Source organism: Candidatus Limnocylindrus sp., from assembly GCF_040397235.1.
GTDB lineage: Bacteria > Chloroflexota > Limnocylindria > Limnocylindrales > Limnocylindraceae > Limnocylindrus.
Genome location: NZ_JBBAWH010000004.1, coordinates 58,619 through 74,692 on the forward strand (window position 1 = coordinate 58,619; position 16,074 = coordinate 74,692).

Annotated in this window: 17 protein-coding genes; 8 read left to right on the forward strand and 9 right to left on the reverse strand. The window is 64.7% G+C overall.

Going from position 1 to position 16,074, the window contains the following annotated elements; all coding sequences use genetic code 11:
• Nucleotides 1-11: 11 nt before the first annotated feature.
• Nucleotides 12-1,436: an aminobutyraldehyde dehydrogenase gene (locus AC3LB0_RS04365; RefSeq protein ID WP_488649945.1), complete on the reverse strand. Its 1,425-nt coding sequence runs from the start codon at nucleotides 1,434-1,436 to the stop codon at nucleotides 12-14.
• 129 nt (nucleotides 1,437-1,565) lie between these two features.
• Here AC3LB0_RS04365 and AC3LB0_RS04370 point away from each other — a divergent pair, with 129 nt between their 5' ends.
• Nucleotides 1,566-1,955: a hypothetical protein gene (locus AC3LB0_RS04370; RefSeq protein ID WP_488649946.1), complete on the forward strand. Its 390-nt coding sequence runs from the start codon at nucleotides 1,566-1,568 to the stop codon at nucleotides 1,953-1,955.
• 6 nt (nucleotides 1,956-1,961) lie between these two features.
• On the opposite strand, the gene AC3LB0_RS04375 is transcribed toward AC3LB0_RS04370, so the two are convergent.
• Nucleotides 1,962-2,786: an alpha/beta fold hydrolase gene (locus tag AC3LB0_RS04375; protein WP_488649947.1), complete on the reverse strand. Its 825-nt coding sequence runs from the start codon at nucleotides 2,784-2,786 to the stop codon at nucleotides 1,962-1,964.
• 55 nt (nucleotides 2,787-2,841) lie between these two features.
• On the opposite strand from AC3LB0_RS04375, the gene fumC reads away from it, so the two are divergent.
• Genes fumC through AC3LB0_RS04400 form a run of 5 tightly spaced genes read left to right on the forward strand, consistent with a single transcriptional unit; the run spans nucleotide 2,842 to nucleotide 7,316 of the window.
• Nucleotides 2,842-4,245, forward strand: a complete 1,404-nt coding sequence (gene fumC / locus AC3LB0_RS04380) for a class II fumarate hydratase (protein WP_488649948.1) — start codon at nucleotides 2,842-2,844, stop codon at nucleotides 4,243-4,245.
• 8 nt (nucleotides 4,246-4,253) lie between these two features.
• Complete coding sequence (locus AC3LB0_RS04385; protein WP_488650039.1) at nucleotides 4,254-5,300, forward strand: 6-phosphofructokinase; 1,047 nt, start codon at nucleotides 4,254-4,256, stop codon at nucleotides 5,298-5,300.
• 3 nt (nucleotides 5,301-5,303) lie between these two features.
• Complete coding sequence (locus tag AC3LB0_RS04390) at nucleotides 5,304-5,987, forward strand: MSMEG_4193 family putative phosphomutase (protein WP_488649949.1); 684 nt, start codon at nucleotides 5,304-5,306, stop codon at nucleotides 5,985-5,987.
• A complete protein-coding gene (locus AC3LB0_RS04395) occupies nucleotides 5,987-6,544 on the forward strand; it encodes a DUF3090 family protein (RefSeq protein ID WP_488649950.1) in 558 nt (185 codons plus the stop codon). The genes AC3LB0_RS04390 and AC3LB0_RS04395 overlap by 1 nt, the downstream gene beginning before the upstream one ends.
• A gap of 1 nt (nucleotide 6,545) precedes the next feature.
• Nucleotides 6,546-7,316, forward strand: a complete 771-nt coding sequence (locus tag AC3LB0_RS04400; protein ID WP_488649951.1) for an SCO1664 family protein — start codon at nucleotides 6,546-6,548, stop codon at nucleotides 7,314-7,316.
• 11 nt (nucleotides 7,317-7,327) lie between these two features.
• Here the strand turns inward: AC3LB0_RS04400 and AC3LB0_RS04405 are convergent, their stop codons facing one another.
• From AC3LB0_RS04405 to aceE, 5 genes are all read right to left on the reverse strand, one after another.
• Complete coding sequence (locus tag AC3LB0_RS04405; RefSeq protein WP_488649952.1) at nucleotides 7,328-8,356, reverse strand: ABC transporter substrate-binding protein; 1,029 nt, start codon at nucleotides 8,354-8,356, stop codon at nucleotides 7,328-7,330.
• Nucleotides 8,357-8,385: 29 nt separating this feature from the next.
• On the reverse strand, nucleotides 8,386-9,138 hold the full coding sequence (locus AC3LB0_RS04410; protein WP_488649953.1) for an ABC transporter permease: 753 nt from the start codon (nucleotides 9,136-9,138) through the stop codon (nucleotides 8,386-8,388).
• Nucleotides 9,131-9,880, reverse strand: a complete 750-nt coding sequence (locus AC3LB0_RS04415; RefSeq protein ID WP_488649954.1) for an ABC transporter ATP-binding protein — start codon at nucleotides 9,878-9,880, stop codon at nucleotides 9,131-9,133. Before AC3LB0_RS04415 ends, AC3LB0_RS04410 begins: the two co-directional genes overlap by 8 nt.
• A gap of 36 nt (nucleotides 9,881-9,916) precedes the next feature.
• Nucleotides 9,917-10,774, reverse strand: coding sequence for an FTR1 family iron permease (locus tag AC3LB0_RS04420; RefSeq protein ID WP_488649955.1), 858 nt, complete (start codon nucleotides 10,772-10,774; stop codon nucleotides 9,917-9,919).
• 127 nt (nucleotides 10,775-10,901) lie between these two features.
• Entirely contained in the window at nucleotides 10,902-13,589 is a 2,688-nt protein-coding gene (aceE, locus tag AC3LB0_RS04425; RefSeq protein WP_488649956.1) for a pyruvate dehydrogenase (acetyl-transferring), homodimeric type, read from the reverse strand.
• A gap of 38 nt (nucleotides 13,590-13,627) precedes the next feature.
• Here aceE and AC3LB0_RS04430 point away from each other — a divergent pair, with 38 nt between their 5' ends.
• Both AC3LB0_RS04430 and AC3LB0_RS04435 read left to right on the forward strand, forming a co-directional pair.
• Nucleotides 13,628-14,218, forward strand: coding sequence for an isochorismatase family protein (locus tag AC3LB0_RS04430; protein ID WP_488649957.1), 591 nt, complete (start codon nucleotides 13,628-13,630; stop codon nucleotides 14,216-14,218).
• A complete protein-coding gene (locus AC3LB0_RS04435; protein ID WP_488649958.1) occupies nucleotides 14,218-14,757 on the forward strand; it encodes an SRPBCC family protein in 540 nt (179 codons plus the stop codon). Before AC3LB0_RS04430 ends, AC3LB0_RS04435 begins: the two co-directional genes overlap by 1 nt.
• Here AC3LB0_RS04435 and AC3LB0_RS04440 read toward each other — a convergent pair.
• Both AC3LB0_RS04440 and AC3LB0_RS04445 read right to left on the reverse strand, forming a co-directional pair.
• Complete coding sequence (locus tag AC3LB0_RS04440) at nucleotides 14,754-15,215, reverse strand: hypothetical protein (protein WP_488649959.1); 462 nt, start codon at nucleotides 15,213-15,215, stop codon at nucleotides 14,754-14,756. The genes AC3LB0_RS04435 and AC3LB0_RS04440 overlap by 4 nt on opposite strands.
• A 7-nt stretch (nucleotides 15,216-15,222) precedes the next feature.
• Complete coding sequence (locus AC3LB0_RS04445) at nucleotides 15,223-16,071, reverse strand: LLM class flavin-dependent oxidoreductase (protein WP_488649960.1); 849 nt, start codon at nucleotides 16,069-16,071, stop codon at nucleotides 15,223-15,225.
• Between the last annotated feature and the right edge of the window lie 3 nt (nucleotides 16,072-16,074).

The window sequence follows — 16,074 nt, forward strand, 5'->3', positions numbered from 1 at the left end:
TGGGGATCGCCCTACTCGCTCCGCACCATGATGTGCTTCGCCACGGTGTAGTCCTCCAGGGCGTACATGGACTGATCCTTCCCGTAGCCGGACTGCTTGAAGCCGCCGTGCGGCATCTCGCTCGCCAGCGTGAAGTGATCGTTCACCCAAACGGTGCCGAACTGCAGCGCCTTGCTCACCTTGAAGGCTCGGGCGATATCGCTCGTCCAGAGTGACGAGGCGAGACCAAACTGGCAGTCGTTTGCCCACTCCAGGATCTGCTCTGCGCTCTTGGCGCGCTGCACCGAGACGACTGGCCCGAAGACCTCGTCCTGCACGATCTCGGAACTCTGCGCTGGCCCAGCAATGATCGTTGGGCGATAAAAGTGGCCCTTTCCGGCGACGCTCTTGCCGCCGAGGACGACCTCAGCCTTCTTGCTCGCTCGCTGCACGAAGCCGTCCACGCGCGTGCGTTGCGCTGCGCTGATCAGCGGTCCCATCTCGGTCGCCTTGTCGCTGGTCGGCCCGACCTTGATCGTCTTCACCTGCTTAATGAGTGCATCAACGAGGCGCTCGTAGATCTTTGGACCAGCGATGATGCGGCAGGCTGCGGTGCAGTCCTGCCCCGCATTCCAGAAGCTGGCGGCACGCATCGTGCTCGCCACAAGATCAACATCGGCGTCGTCAAAGACAAGTACGGGCGCCTTGCCGCCAAGCTCGAGGTGGAGTCGCTTCACCGTTGCAGCCCCTGCCGCGGCGATGCGCTTCCCCGTGGCGGTGTCACCAGTCACCGAGACCATCCCAACGCCCGGATGCTGCGCAAGATACGCACCAGCCTCATCGCCAGTGCCAGTGATCACGTTCAAGACGCCGGCAGGGAGAAACTCTTGTGCGAGTGCTCCAAGCATCAGCGCTGTGATCGGCGTGCGCGCCGATGGCTTCAAGACAACGGTGTTCCCTGTGACGAGCGCCGGGCCGATCTTCCAGCCGGCCATCAGTAGCGGGTAGTTCCACGGCGCGATCGACGCGACAACGCCGACCGGATCGCGGCGAATCATGCTGGTGCGCCCTGGCAAGTATTCGGCGACAGCCTTCCCCTCCATGTTGCGTCCAGCGCCAGCGAAGTAGCGCAGGTTGTCGACGACCGCATCAACCTCAATGCCGACCGCACTAATTGGCTTGCCAGCGTTCTCGGACTCAGCCTTCACAAACTTCCGCTTCGCCGACTCAAGGGCGTCGGCGAGTTTCAACAGCGCGAGTGCGCGCTCGGCGGGGGTGGTGGCGCTCCATGCTGGAAAGGCCGCCGCGGCCGCGGCCACTGCAGCATCAACATCGGCGCGACCGCTCTGTGGAACAGTGCCCAGCACCTCGCGCGTTGACGGGTCTTCGACGGAGATGCTCTTCCCCGACTTTGCCGCTACCGACTTACCGTTGATGATCTGCTTCCACGCTCGCATCTCAACCCTCCTACAGCTCTGCCCCGGGCGGGGCTCCCCCTGAGCCTACCGCCGCCGCCCCCTGCGTGGGGTGCCTCGTCGCGCTGGTTGCCCCTAGCGAAGCGCGGCGGCGCGCGCTACCCTCAACACATGGCACATCAGTTCGTGGTCCAACTTACGCACAAGCCTGGGGCGCTCGCCGCGCTCTGCCGTGAGCTTGAGCGCCAGGGGGTCGACCTCAAGGCCATCGGTGGCGGTGGAATCGGCGAAGTCGGCCACGTCATCTTGAAGACCGCTGACGACGTCAAGACGCGCGCGGTACTAGAGGCTGGCTCCTACACATTCATCGAGAGTGAGTCCGTGCTTGCCGAAGTCGACGACCAGCCGGGCGGCATGCTCTCAGTGCTCGATCGTCTCGCCGCCGCAGGTGTGAACGTCTACGGGCACCTCTTCATGGGGCGATGGGGCGAGCGAGCGACCTTCGCCTTTGTTGTTGATGATCCGGCGAAGGCACGCGCTGCACTCGGGCAGGAGTACTAGGCCTACTTAGCGACGTCCGATTCGCAGCAAGATCTCATCAACGGCAACCTGGTAGGCAAGCGTTGCAAACGGATGGTGATTAAACCCCTTCAACGTTAGGTACTCAATGTTGCCGAGGCTTGCCAACGGCTTTGTCCACTCTGGCCGCACCAGCGTATCGCCCTCACCCTGCGTCACCAGCGTTGGCACTGGGAAGTTGCCGCCAGCAGCGACAACGGCACGTGCCGCCTTTTGCGCGCGAAAGCTTTCGTTGCCAAAACGTGTCGTTGCCTCGTATAGATGTTCAGGGGCGCCTGGATCAAGATTTTGAAGTCGCTGTCCAGGGCTAGTGTCGACACCGATCCCTGTTGGAATTCGCAGCATAGGAAGAACGCGCGACAAGATTGGCGCAGCGACGCGTTTCCAGGTCGCCATACGAGCCTCAAGTGCCGGCGCAGAGAGAACGAGGTAGTCGGGCTTCATGAGCCCCGCGGCGACGGCGCCGAAGGCGATGAGGCCGCCGAGGCTATGCGAGACGACAACTACTCGCCGCCCTGTGCGCTGCAGCTCGCTCACCTGCTCCGCAAGGTCGAGATGGAAGCGCCGAAACTCCTTCACGTAGCCGCGAGGCCCCTCGGAGCGTCCGTGACCCCGTAGATCCCACGTAGTTGTACGCCAGCCAGCAGTGGCGAAGGCGCGTGCCGCCTGGATGTAGCGGCTGGAGTTCTCCCCGAGCCCGTGCCCAAAGAGGAGCTCGCCGAGCGGCTCCCCTGCGGGCTCATAGACGCGTCGGAAGAGCGTCGCCCCGTCGCTCGCCGTGAAGGGGGCCAGGCCCTCCTGCTCCAAGCTCATGCGTGCGATCCTACACTGACAGGAGAGGCGCGCTGCGCCCATATCGGAGGCGGCAATGAGTAACGCAAAGAAGACTCGCACGGAGCGCGACTCGTTCGGTGAGATCGAGGTTCCAGCCGACCAGCACTGGGGCGCCCAGACGGCCCGCTCCCTGCACCTCTTTGCCATCGGCAACGACCGTATGCCCCTTGAGGTGATCCACGCCCTCGCCACCATCAAGAGCGCGGCGGCGAGCGTCAACGCCGAACTCGGACTCCTCCCCGCCGATAAGGCGAAGCTCATCGTCGAGGCTGCGAGCGTTGTGACGAGCGGCGGCGCCGACGGCGAGTTCCTCCTCTCGACCTGGCAGACCGGCTCTGGCACCCAGAGCAACATGAATGTGAACGAGGTGATCGCCTCGATCGCCAACGAGAGCGCCACCGGAACGCGCGGCGGGAAGAGCCCGATTCACCCGAACGATGACGTCAACCTCTCGCAGTCATCGAATGATGCCTTCCCGAGTGCGCTACACATCGCTGCAACGCTCGCCCTCAGCAAGACGCTGCTCCCCTCACTGCGGCACCTACACGCCACCATCAGCGCAAAAGCCTCCGCCTGGAGCAGCATCGTGAAGATTGGCCGCACCCATCTGCAAGATGCGGTGCCGCTCACCCTCGGCCAAGAGTTCGGCGCCCATGCTGCAGCGCTCGCGGGTGACATCGCCCGCATCAAGGCTGCGCAGGGTGAGCTCCGCGCCATCGCCCTCGGTGGCACCGCCGTTGGGACCGGCCTTAACAGCCACCCCGAATTCGCCGAGCGCGCCGCCAAGGCTATCGCGAAGCTGACCGGCGAGCCGATCGTCAGCGCGCCGAACAAGTTCGCCGCACTCGCTGGGCAGGAGGCAACACTCGCGGCATCCGCTGCACTGCGCACCACCGCCGCAACACTGATGAAGCTCGCCAACGATGTGCGCTGGCTCGCCTCTGGCCCACGCGCCGGACTTGGTGAGTTGCGCATCCCCGAGAACGAGCCAGGCTCTTCGATCATGCCGGGGAAGGTGAACCCAACCCAGGCCGAGGCGCTGACAATGGTCTGCGTGCAGATCTACGGGCTCGACGCAGCGATCGCCTTCGCCGCAAGCCAGGGGAACTTCCAGCTCAACGTCTTCAAGCCGCTGATCGCGCTCGACCTGCTGGCGCAGATCCGCCTGCTTGGCGACGCTGCTCGATCGTTCGCCGATCACTGCCTCGCCGGCACCGAGCCAGACGCGGCACGCATCACCGAACTGCTCAACGACTCGCTGATGCTGGTGACGGCGCTCACGCCATTGATCGGCTACGACAAGGCGGCGGAGATCGCCAAGCGCGCACACGCCAGCGGCGCAACGCTGCGCGACACGGCACTTGAGCTTGGTTACGTCAGCGCCGAGCAGTTCGATGAGATCGTTCGGCCAGAGAAGATGACGGGACCGAGCCGATGAGCGGACGCCTGAAGATTGGCGTCTTGACCGGTGGCGGCGACTGCCCAGGGCTGAACCCTGCGATTCGTGCCGTGGTACACCGCGCCACCGCGGGCGGCCATGAAGTAGTTGGCATCCTCGATGGCTGGAAGGGGCTCGCAACGGTTGGCGCCCCACTCACGCGACCGCTCGACCGCGCCGCCGTGCACGGCATCCAGGCGCAGGGGGGCACGATGCTCGGCTCTAGCCGCACGAATCTGCTGAAGCGCGAGGGTGGCCTCGATGCCGCCGAGGCGAACATGCGCGCGCTCGGCCTCAACGCCCTGATCGCCATTGGCGGTGACGACACCCTCTCCGTTGCTGCCGGCCTCGCCAAGCGTGGCGCAGCAGTTAATGCGATCCCTAAGACGATGGATAACGACGTCTGGGGGACCGAGGGCTGCCTCGGCTTCGACACCGCAGCAAACATCGTCACCGAGGCGCTCGACCGCATCGCCACCACCACCGCATCGCATCACCGTGTCGCCGTCGTTGAGGTGATGGGTCGCGACGCAGGCTGGGTCGCCGCATGGGGCGGGCTTGGCGGTGGCGCGCACGCGATTCTGATCCCTGAGGTGGAGTTCACCGCCGCAGCGCTTGACGAACTCGTCACCAAACTGAAGGCGCGCCGCGCGATCGGCGACGGCAGCTCGATCATCGTCGTCTCCGAGGGTGTGAAGCTCCCCGCCGCAGGCTCAACGACCACATCGGTGCCGCTTGATGAGTTCGGCCACCCACGGCTCGACAAGGTCGCCGTTGGCGATGCGCTCGCCACGATCCTTGAAGAGCGCAGCGGGCTCGAGGTGCGCTGCACCCGTCTGGGCCACCTGCAGCGCGGCGGCGCACCGACCGCCGCGGACCGCGTGCTCGGCACACGCTACGGCGTCGCCGCAGTAGAGGCGCTTGAGGCTGGTCGACTCGGCGTGATGGTCGCACTGAAGGGCGGTGCAATCGTTGAGGTGCCACTCACCGAGGTTGGCGGCAAGAATCGCTCCATTGATCTCAGCTACCCACCACTCTTCGAGCACTTCGACTGACCGATGGCACGCCTGATTCTCGTTCGCCACGCGCGCACCGCCGAGACCGGAACCAAGCTGAGCGGTCGCATCAAGGGGATCCCGCTCAGCCCAGCCGGTCGCAAAGAGGCGGCGGCGCTCGCCGAGGCGCTGAGTGCGGTGCAGATCGATAGCATCGTCTCCTCACCAATGCAGCGCTGCCTTGAGACTGCCGAAGCGGTCCGTTCGATGCGCGGCCCAAGCGTTAAGTCTCGCCCCGACATCGTGGTTGACGAGCGCCTCACCGAGGTGGAGTACGGCGACTGGTCGGGTAAGGAGCTTCGCAAGCTAATGAAGGACCCACTCTGGAGCATCGTGCAGCGCCAGCCATCGGCGATGGTCTTCCCTAATGGCGAATCACTCCGCGCCGCCTCGGCGCGCGCAGTTGAGGCGATCCGCGAGATTGATGGGCGATTCAGCGACGACGAGACGTGGCTCTGCGCCAGCCACGGCGACATCATTAAGGCGATTGTTGCCGACGCACTCGGCACCCCACTCGACCTCTTCCAGCGCATCGCGATCGATCCGGCCAGCATCACCGTCATTCGCTACAGCGGCGAGCGCCCAACGGTGGTGCGCGTGAATCTATCAGCCGAAGGTGCAGCCGCCGGCCTCGCTGAGAAACCAAAAAAGCCGTCACTCCTTGGACGACTGCGCGGAGAGCGCTGATGCCGCGAAGGATCATCCGCTTCGATCCACCCGACCAGTTCATTGCTGGCGCTATTGGTGAGCCTGGGCAGCGCATCTTTCACCTTCAGGCAATCGGCGGCGGCATCGCCGCAACTGTCGTCGTTGAGAAGAGCCAGATTGCCGTGCTCGCGCACAGGATCGTTGAGATGTTGAAAGACCTGAGTGAGGGCGGCAGCGTGCAGTTGCCAAGTGCGCCACTACCGCTACCGCGAAAGCTGCCGGCACTCGCCGAGCCGTTCACCGCTGAGTTCCGCGTCGGCACCATTGCCCTCGCCTGGGATCCACTGCTCACGCGCCTCATCCTCGAGTTCCGTGACGACATGAGTGTCGAAGATGCCTCCGCTCCACCACCAATCAACGACGCACCCGAAGGCCCCGATGTCTTGCGCGTAGCACTCAGCGTTGCTTCGGCCCTTGAATTCGCCGAGAACGCCCTGCAGCTCGCCGCTGCGGGCCGACCGATCTGCCCGAACTGTGGCGTGCCGCTCGATCCGCGTGGGCACCGCTGCGCACGCAAGGCCGCCCTCCTCAACTGAGGTGACGGGCGCAGCAGCGGCACCGAACTGGCATGGGGCGCTCCCCACCACCTCAGGCCTCGTTGAGATTGACGAGGCGCTTCGCCTCATGCGCCTCTCGCCCGAACTCAAACCGATCGGGCGCATCGCGCAGGCGAGCAACGCCAGCTTCCTCTGTGAGATCGATGGTGGGCTCCAGGTGATCTACAAGCCGATCCGCGGCGAGGCGCCGCTCTGGGACTTCCCCGAGGGGAGTCTCGCGGCGCGCGAGACCGCTGCATATCTTGTGAGTGAGGCGCTGGCGCTTGGCGTCGTGCCGCCCACGATCCTGCGCGACGGCCCTGCCGGCGAGGGTGCCGTGCAACTCTGGATTGACCATGTTGGAGTTCATCGCGCGGTTGATCTCGTCAACGCCTCAGACGAGGGGCTGCGTCACCTCGCCCTCTTCGACGCGATCGTGAATAACGGCGACCGGAAGGGTGGGCACATCCTCCCCCTCCCTGACGGGCGCATCCTTGGCGTCGACCACGGCGTCACCTTCGCCGTTGAGCCGAAGCTGCGCACCGTGCTGTGGGCGTGGCGCAGCAAAGCGTTCACCGAAGAGGAGCAGCTCGTCATTGCGCGCGGCCTTCAGGGGCTGGCCGCAGACGGAGAGCTACGCGCGCAACTCTCCCCACTCCTCGACGGAGAGGAGATTGATGAGCTAGCGGCGCGCCTCAGCGACCTCGCTGCGACCGGCTGCTTCCCAGAACCGAGCCCCGATTGGCCGCCACTCCCGTGGCCGCTCGTCTAGAGGCGGTCAGGTTACGGGAGTAGCGACTCGTCGACGATATCGCTCGCCTTCAGTCCGTCGAGCACCGTCTGCCCAGGGATTGAGCGCATGAAGCTGATCGACGTCTCCCAGCCCTCAACGCTAATTGCCCCGTAGCCGGCGCTCTCTTGTAGTGGACCTGCCCAGACGCCGACCGTTGCCTGCATGACGGCGAGCGATTTGGCGCGGGCCTCAGGGGTCGCTGCAACCTCAGGGACAACCTTCGCTGCAGCGTCGACGCCGAGCTCTGGGTCCGCCGCAATCTGTCGCATCGCCTCAAGCGTTGCGGCAATGAATGCTCGAATCGCATCACGCTTGCTCTCAATCGTCGCTGGTGAGGAGATGATTCCAGGCCCTGCGAATGGCGCCGCAGCGGATGCGTAGAAGACCTCTACCTCAATGCCTGCCGCCTGTGCCTGCACAAGGTCGTTGTTGGCGTATCCGGTTGTTGCATCGGCGGCACCGCTAATCAGTGCCTGCGTCTGCCCAAAATCTGGGTAGAGGTCGAGCGATACATCACCAATGCTGAGCGATGCCTGGTCAAGGATGCCGAGCAGCGTCAGATAGCCCGAACCGTATTGGCCTGGCGTGCCAACGCGCTTACCCGCCAAGTCGGCTGGGCTCATGATGCCCGCATCGGTTCGTGCGATCACAACGTTCGGCAGCACGCCGTAGATGGTGGCGAGATAGCGAACGGGAATCCCCTGTGAGACGGCGGGGATCATGCTGGTGCCGTCGGCGAGGGCCAGATCAAGTCCGCCACTCCCTACAAGGCTGATCAGGTCAGGATCGATCTGGTTCTGCAGCGTCACATCGAGGCCTGCGGCGGCATATGCGCCGCTCTGCTGTGCCAAATAGAAGGGGGCAAACTGCACTCCGGGGATGTAGCCGAGGCCAACCGTGAGCTGCACTGCCGTCGCCGAAGCTGAAGGTGATGCTGATGGTGTCGGCGATGCACTCGATGTGCAGCCAGTGATCAGCAGCGCGAGAGAACTGAGCAGTGCAACCAAAATCCGATTCATTGTTAACCCCCCCTACATTTGCGATCGCATCAGGCGATCTTTTTTGATAATACTCGCTCAACAAAAAGTACGAGTCCATACGCACTCACGCCAACGATCGCGATTTGTAACAGATCCGCAAAGAGGAGTGGCGTGTCGAAGAGTGAACCGCGGGCAAGGTTGAGCAGCACGCCAAGTCCTGCGGTTCCACCAAGCCACTCGCCAACGATCGCGCCGACCACGGCCAGCGTTGCGGCAACGCGTGCGCCAGCAAGGATGCCGCTGCGTGCCGCAGGAAGGCGTGCATAGCGAAGGCTCTGCCAGCGCGTTGCACCGAGTGACCGCATCAGCTCAAGGGTTCCCGCATCGACATCGCGCACGGCGACCAGGGTTGAGATCGCAACAGGGAAGAGGGTGATCAGTGCGCAGACGGCGACCTTTGCCGTGAGCCCTGGCCCGAGCCAGAGCACGAGCACCGGTCCGAGGGCGAGGATCGGCGTTGACTGCGCCGCAACGAGGTAGGGGCTGACCACACGGCGAGCCGAACCCGAGAGACCAAGCGTCAAACCGATCAGTAGGCCGAGCGCCCCACCGAGCAGACCACCAATCGTCACCTCGGTCACCGTGGGCACGAGATGGCGAAGCATGGTGCCGTCAGCCCACGCCTCGGCGAATCGCACCGCGATCACTGATGGCGCAGGCAAGATGAACTGCGGCACTGCGGCGGCGCGTACGCCAAACTCCCACGCCGCCAGCAAGAGTGCGGCCACGGCGACGGGGGTGATCTGACTCAGCCTATGCATGCGACACCGAATCGAGTGCGGCGTAGAGGCGCGTCTGTCGCGCGGTGCCGTCCGGTGAGAGGAGCGCGGCGCGGCGCTCAGCTGCAGGCAGGCTGCGCAAGCCTGGAACCTCAAGGTGAATCGCACCGTCGGCGCCGAGCATCAACACACGGTCGGCAACGAGCAGCGCCTCGGCGACATCGTGCGTCACGAGCAGCGTCGCCGCCCCTGCAACCAGCTCGGGGAGCTCATCGTCGAGGCGGGCGCGCGTGATGGCATCGAGCGCGGCGAACGGTTCGTCGAGCAGCAGGAGCGACGGCTGTCGCACCAGTGCACGCGCCAGCGCCACGCGCCCACGTTCACCACCTGAGATCTCGGCAGGGCTGCGGTCGAGCAGCCCGCCAGCCCCAACGCGCTTGAGTGCCGCCTCAGCGGTAGTTCGCGCGCTCGGGAGCGACTCGCCGGACAGCTCCAGTGGGAGCGTCACATTACGTAGCACCGTGCGCCATGGAAGGAGTCGTGACTCTTGAAAGACGATGCCGACCTCTGGTCGACCGGCGGCAGCCGCGCTCCCAACGAGTGCAACGCGCCCAGCCGTAGAGGTGAGGAGTCCGGCCACAAGGCGTAAGAGCGTCGACTTTCCTGATCCGTTGGCGCCCAAGAGCGCCACCGATTCGCCTGCGGCGATTGAGAGCGAGAGGTTGCGCAGCACGGGGCGATCGCCAAACGAGTGCGAGAGTCCCTCAACGTGAAGTATCGACATCAGCACATCATGGCGCGCGAAGCCTGCGCGCGCCGGTCAGGCTGCGGTGGCGGCGCGGGCTGCAGCGGCTCGTCGCACCGGGCGCACATAGAAGAAGAGGCCGAAGATGAGGTATGCCCCTTGCGCGAGTAGCGTTGTTAGCTCAGGAGTTGAGCTGTAGCCAACGATGGCGCGCAAGAACTGACCGATCCCCTCTTTGTGCGGCAAGACGGCAGAGATGTCGTAGATCGGCGTGACTAGGCCTGGCAGCAAGCCAACCTCAATGAACTCATGGACTCCGTATGAGAGGAGGCCCGAGGCAATCACCACGAGGGCGGCGCCAGTGAGGTTGAAGAAGGAGCTCAAGTTGAGTCGCAATCCAGCACGGAAGATCAACACGCCGATGCCGGCGGCAATCAGTAGGCCGACCACGGCACCAAGCATGACAGGGAGTCCCTCCCCCGCCGCTGCAGTCGTCTGGCCGAGCAGGAAGAGCGAAGTCTCAAACCCCTCGCGAATGACCGCGGTAAAGGCGAGGAGGCTGAGTCCCAACACCGATGTAGAGGCGACTGCGCGATCAACGCCACTGCGAAGATCGGCGCCGAGGGTGACGGCCTGCTTGCGCATCCAGAAGAGCATGTAGGTGAGGATCACCACGGCAAGGAGCGAGGTGGTGCCAGCGATGATCTGCTCGGCGGTCCCCTGCAGGCTCCCGAGGGCCACGAATGCAATACCGCCCACTGCGGCGGAGGCGAGGATGGCTGTGATGACGCCAAACCAGAGGCTGCCGAGTCGATCGGCGCGGCCGATCTTTACGAGGTAGCTCGCAATGATGCCAACGATGAGTGCCGCTTCGACCCCTTCACGAAGTCCGGTGAGTAGCCCTCCAAGGCCCCAGGCGAAGATGCTCTCCATGCGAATCCCCCTCTCACAGCTGCTGCGCACTCTTGCTGCGCACGCTCAAGAAGATGATGCCATCTAATATCGAAAAGGTCAACCGCACCTGTCTAATACGACAAGTGACCTTGTCCTGTATCGCTATCTAGCGGTCGAGAACGAAGACCGGGAGGCGATCAGGGTCGATGCCGAGCTCCTTGATCGCCGCGGCCGCCTCGGCCGGCGTGCGCTCGCCGCCACGCGCCAGGGCCACCATCGCGGCGGCGGTGATGTGCTTGGCGTCGACCGAGAAGAACTCACGGAGCGCCTCGCGGGTATCGCTCAGACCGAAGCCGTCGGTACCGAGCACCAGATACGGCACATCGATCCAGGGGGCGAGAAGGTCAGGGAGCGCGGTCACCCAGTCGCTGGCGGCAACGATCGGCGCACCGCCACTGCCGAGCTGATCCTGCATCCACGAGGTTCGCGGCGCACTCTCCGGGTGGCGTCGATTCCAGCGCTCAACAACGAGCGATTCGCGGCGCAACTCTGAATACGAGGTGGCGGACCAGATCTCGGCACGCACGCCGAACCGTTCACGCAGCAGGTCGCGCGCGGCGAGCACCTCGCCCATGATCGCGCCCGAGCCGAAGAGGCGAACGATTGGTCCGCTCGCGCTGGCATCAGCCTCGGCGAAGCGATAGAGGCCGCGATGAATCCCCTCATCGACATGTGTCCCCTCGGGTCGCGCCGGCTGCGCCTGATTCTCGTTGTAGATCGTCATGTAGTAGAGGATGTCTTCACGCCCGCCATGCATGCGATCCATGCCGCGGCGAATCAGTGCCGCCATCTCATAGGCGAATGACGGGTCGTAGGCGGCGACATGCGGATGCAGATGCGCGATCATCTGCGAGTGGCCATCGTCGTGCTGCAGCCCCTCGCCGGCGAGTGTCGTACGACCGGCCGTGGCACCAATCAAGAAGCCGCGGCCGCGTGCATCGCCCACCTGCCAGATTTGATCGCCCACGCGCTGGAAGCCGAACATGGAGTAGAAGACATAGAACGGAATCGTCGGCACACCATGCGTGGCATAAGCCGTCGCGGCCGCCTGGAACGAGGCCATGGAGCCAGCCTCGGTGATCCCCTCTTCGAGGAGTTGACCGCTCTGCGACTCGCGATAGCTCAACAGCAACTCAGAGTCGACCGGCTCATAGCGCTGACCGAACGGCGCATAGATGCCGCTCTGCTTAAAGAGTGGATCCATGCCGAAGGTGCGCGCCTCGTCTGGAACGATCGGCACGATCTGCTGGCCGATGTGTGGATCGCGCAACAGGTTGCGCAGCAGCTTGGCGAACGCCATGGTGGTGCTGACTGGCACAGTACTGCCCGCGGCGAACTCGGCATCGACCGCCACCTCTGGCGCGCTCCAGGTCACCGGATGCACGACACGCGTTGGGAGCGGGCCACCGAGTGCTGCCCGGCGCTCATTGATGTACCTAGCTTCTGGACTGTTTGGACCAGGGTGGTAGTACGGAGCCTCGGGGATCTTCTCGTCAGGGATCGGCAGTCCAAGTCGATCGCGGAAGGCGAGGAGTTCCGCCTCAGAGAGCTTCTTCGCCTGGTGCGTCACATTCGTGGCCTCAACCGAAGCCCCAAGTGAGTAGCCCTTCACCGTCTTCGCCAGGATCACCGTCGGAGCACCCTTATGCGCGACGGCTGAGGCGTAGGCGGCATGGATCTTGCGGTAGTCGTGACCGCCGCGGCGGAGGCGCACCAGATCATCGTCAGAGAGGTGCTTTACAAGCGCGCCGAGCTCTGGCTCTGGGCCGAAGAAGTGCTCGCGGATGTATGCGCCACCGGCAACGATGTACTTCTGGAACTCGCCATCTACGGTCGAGTCCATCTTGCGCACCAGATGCCCGCCAGCATCGTTCGCCAAGAGCTCATCCCACTCGCGACTCCAGATAACCTTGATCACGTTCCAGCCAGCGCCGCGGAAGAGCCCCTCGAGCTCCTGGATGATCTTGCCGTTGCCGCGCACCGGGCCGTCAAGTCGCTGCAGGTTGCAGTTCACCACCCAGGTCAGGTTGTCGAGCCCTTCGCGTGCTGCAAGGGTCAGCGCGCCAGCGGACTCAGGCTCATCCATCTCGCCATCACCCAAGAAGGCCCAAACGCGGCTCCCCGATGTGTCGGTGAGGCTGCGGTTGTGGAGGTAACGGTTATAGCGCGCCTGATAGATCGACCCGATGCCGCCGAGGCCCATGGAGACGGTTGGGAACTCCCAGAAGTCGGGCAATAGGCGTGCATGCGGGTAAGAGGGGAGGCCGCCGTGTCCGGCCGTCTCTTGGCGGAAGCGGTCGAGCTGCGGAGCGTTGATGCGCCCCTCGAGATAGGCGCGCGCATAGATGCCAGGGGCGGCATGCCCCTGATAGAAGATCTGATCGCCCGCGCCTCCCTGCTTGCCGCGGAAGAAGTGGTTGTAACCGACCTCATAAAGGCTCGCCGCACTGGCGTAGGTGGCGAGGTGTCCGCCGATGCCCGCGTGTGTCTTGTTTGCGCGAAGCACCATGGCGGCGGCGTTCCAGCGGATGATGTGTCGGATGCGCGTCTCCATCGCCTCGTCGCCAGGGAAGGCGGGCTCGTCACTCGTCTTGATGGTGTTGATGTACGGCGTGGTGACGAGGGTGGGGAGATCGACGCCAAGGTCTCGCGCTCGCGAGAGGAGGCGCATCAGCAGGAGCTTGGCGCGCTCAGGGCCGTGAGCAGCGATAGACCGCTCGATCTCGCCGATCAGGCGTGCCGTCTCCGTTGGGTCGGCGTCGGGGATCTGCTCAAGGAAGTCAAAGGTTCGCACGATTCCACAAGGGTAGCGCCCCGTGCGAGGATGCGGGTATGGCAAAACCGCAGCGTGCTCTTCTGATCGTCGACCTGCAGGTCGACTTCGGCGACCCCTCGGGGAGCCTCTTCGTTGCCGGTGCCCACGCCGCCCTCCCCCACGTGCTGCGCCTCGTTGAGCGCGCCCGGGCCCACGGCGAGCTCGTGGTGTGGAGCCAGGACTGGCACCCTGAGAGCACACCGCACTTCGCCCCACAGGGCGGCACCTGGCCGGTGCACTGCGTCGCGGGGAGCCCAGGGGCCGAACTCCTGCCCGAGGCGGTCTTGGCGCAACGGCCCGGCGATGTGGTGATTCGCAAAGGGGTCGCCGGCGAGGATGGCTACAGCGCCTTCTCGCTGCGCAATCCGATCACCGGTGAGGTTCGCTCCACCGAACTTGCGGCGCTCCTTCACAGCTCTGGTGTGACGCTCGTGACGGTCTGTGGCCTTGCGACCGACTGGTGCGTCAAGGCAACCGCACTCGATGCGCTCACCACGGGATTCACCGTTGAGGTAGCCGTCGCCGCAACCGCCGGCGTTGAGCTGCGCGAAGGCGACACCGCCGCAGCACTGCAAGAGATTGAGTCTGCGGGCGGAGTACTTATCTAATGACACTGCTCTTGATCGCTGCGTTCGGCCTCATCGGTGCCGTAGTCGTTGAACTACTGCTCGGGCGACTCATCAACTCAGGTGCGATCCGACGCCCCGAGATCAACCTCACGATTGAGATTGCAGCACCGCGCTCCGCCGTGTGGGCCTACGCCTCAGACATTGCGCGTCAGCCCGAATGGATGCACGAGATGAAGCGCGTTGAGATGCTCACGCCACCACCGGTTCAGCCCGGGTCGCGCGGTCGCGCCACCGTACGCATCTTCGGCATCTCGACGACCGACGATGTAGTGATCACCCAGTTCGACCCACCGAGCACCTTCGCGATTCGGCACGAGGGGAAGTTTGTTGGCGAGGGGCTACTGCGCTTCACAGAGATTGATGCAGAGCACACGCTCATCAATTGGATGGAGTACCTACGGCCGCCGCTCTTTGCAAACATCGGAGGATTCGTTCAGCGGCCAATCCTCGGTGCGATCTTTCGTTCGGATCTGCGCCATCTGAAGCGCATCCTTGAAGAGGGCTCGACGGCGAACTAGTTCCCGCAGGAGATCTCGAGTGGGATGGGGTCGCTGCCGAAGCTCTTGAGCTGACGATCGAGGGTGGCCGTTGCCCCCGGCTCAATGCGCGGCGTGGAGATGATCTCGGAGAGGCCGGCGCTGCCGATCTCGCTCGTCGTGACCTGGCAGGTGGCGGATCCTGCGGTAGCTCCTGTGTTCGTGACCGTGATCGCCACGGCGAGTCCACCAGGCACTGAGTCGGCGGCGCTCATCGCAACGGTGAATGGGCCGATCCCTCGTGACGCGCTCCCTGCGAGGGAGGCCAGAAGGAGCACCGCAGCCCCGATGCCGAGAAAGACGGTGCCGTGCGCCTGGCTCGCTGCTGGCTGCGCAAGGCCCAGTGGGTTGCAGCGCTCGCAGAGTGCCGTCTGCAACGAGACAGGCGCGCCGCAGCGAACGCACGCCTGCATCTGGTTGCGCACCGGTGTTTCGCTCATGCGGACATCATCGCAGTTTCGCCAGAAGCTGGAGCGCCTCTTCGGCATCGCGTTCGGTGCGCACCGTGACGATTAGTCCATCGGCACCGGCCGCGCGCGCCTCTGCAAGTACCCCCTGCGGATCTCCTCCGAACGGCGAATCGACTAGTCGCTCGCTCGCACTCAGCTGGTGCAGCAGGTGCGTGCGCACCGGCGGTTCGGCGCGACCAGCGGCGCGTTCGCGCTCGCGCAGCTGCGCGAGCCCTGCAGCAAATGTTTCTGCTGGGGCCACCCACTCATCGGCAAAAGAGGCCGCAAGGCTGATCGAGCTCGGATGGTCGCCAGCGATCAGCAGGCGCAAACGGGCGCCTGGACGTGGGGCACTCGCCGCACCGTTCAGACTTCCTGGCGCGGTCAACGTGAGTCGCTCGAGCGGATCGCCGCCCAGCATTGCGCGCGCAACCGCAACCTGTTCGGTCAGCGCCGCGATGCGCTCCCCCACTTCGCCGTAGGGCATGCCCAGCGCATCGTGCTCTGCAGCATCACCGCCAGCACCAACGCCGAGCGTGAATCGCCCCGGAGCGATCGCGTCGAGTGTCGCCGCAATCTTTGCGGTGAGCGCTGGATGCCGCTTCGTCACATCGAGCACCAGCGTGCCGACGCGCAGATTCGGATTCAGCGCGAGGGCTGCGGCGGCGAGGCTCGTTGCCTCAAGCACCGGGCGCTCCGGCGCGCCACGCCCCATAAGGTGATCCCAGATCCAGATGCGATCAATCGGCGCTGTTGCAAGCCGCGCAGCGGCGCGCAACCACGCATCTCCTTCGAGGCCGATGGTGCCGAGGGCGACGCCGATTGTGAGCGGCGCAGTTCGCGTCACGGG

Excerpts from the sequence above, each read along its gene's own strand:
- AC3LB0_RS04395 (WP_488649950.1), top strand. The coding sequence starts at position 5,987 with ATGCCGCGAAGGATCATCCGCTTCGATCCACCCGACCAGTTCATTGCT.
- AC3LB0_RS04390 (WP_488649949.1), top strand. The coding sequence starts at position 5,304 with ATGGCACGCCTGATTCTCGTTCGCCACGCGCGCACCGCCGAGACCGGA.
- AC3LB0_RS04405 (WP_488649952.1), bottom strand. The coding sequence starts at position 8,356 with ATGAATCGGATTTTGGTTGCACTGCTCAGTTCTCTCGCGCTGCTGATC.
- AC3LB0_RS04375 (WP_488649947.1), bottom strand. The coding sequence starts at position 2,786 with ATGAGCTTGGAGCAGGAGGGCCTGGCCCCCTTCACGGCGAGCGACGGG.
- AC3LB0_RS04410 (WP_488649953.1), bottom strand. The coding sequence starts at position 9,138 with ATGCATAGGCTGAGTCAGATCACCCCCGTCGCCGTGGCCGCACTCTTG.
- AC3LB0_RS04435 (WP_488649958.1), top strand. The coding sequence starts at position 14,218 with ATGACACTGCTCTTGATCGCTGCGTTCGGCCTCATCGGTGCCGTAGTC.
- AC3LB0_RS04420 (WP_488649955.1), bottom strand. The coding sequence starts at position 10,774 with ATGGAGAGCATCTTCGCCTGGGGCCTTGGAGGGCTACTCACCGGACTT.
- AC3LB0_RS04440 (WP_488649959.1), bottom strand. The coding sequence starts at position 15,215 with ATGAGCGAAACACCGGTGCGCAACCAGATGCAGGCGTGCGTTCGCTGC.
- AC3LB0_RS04365 (WP_488649945.1), bottom strand. The coding sequence starts at position 1,436 with ATGCGAGCGTGGAAGCAGATCATCAACGGTAAGTCGGTAGCGGCAAAG.
- AC3LB0_RS04430 (WP_488649957.1), top strand. The coding sequence starts at position 13,628 with ATGGCAAAACCGCAGCGTGCTCTTCTGATCGTCGACCTGCAGGTCGAC.
- fumC (WP_488649948.1), top strand. The coding sequence starts at position 2,842 with ATGAGTAACGCAAAGAAGACTCGCACGGAGCGCGACTCGTTCGGTGAG.
- AC3LB0_RS04415 (WP_488649954.1), bottom strand. The coding sequence starts at position 9,880 with ATGTCGATACTTCACGTTGAGGGACTCTCGCACTCGTTTGGCGATCGC.
- AC3LB0_RS04370 (WP_488649946.1), top strand. The coding sequence starts at position 1,566 with ATGGCACATCAGTTCGTGGTCCAACTTACGCACAAGCCTGGGGCGCTC.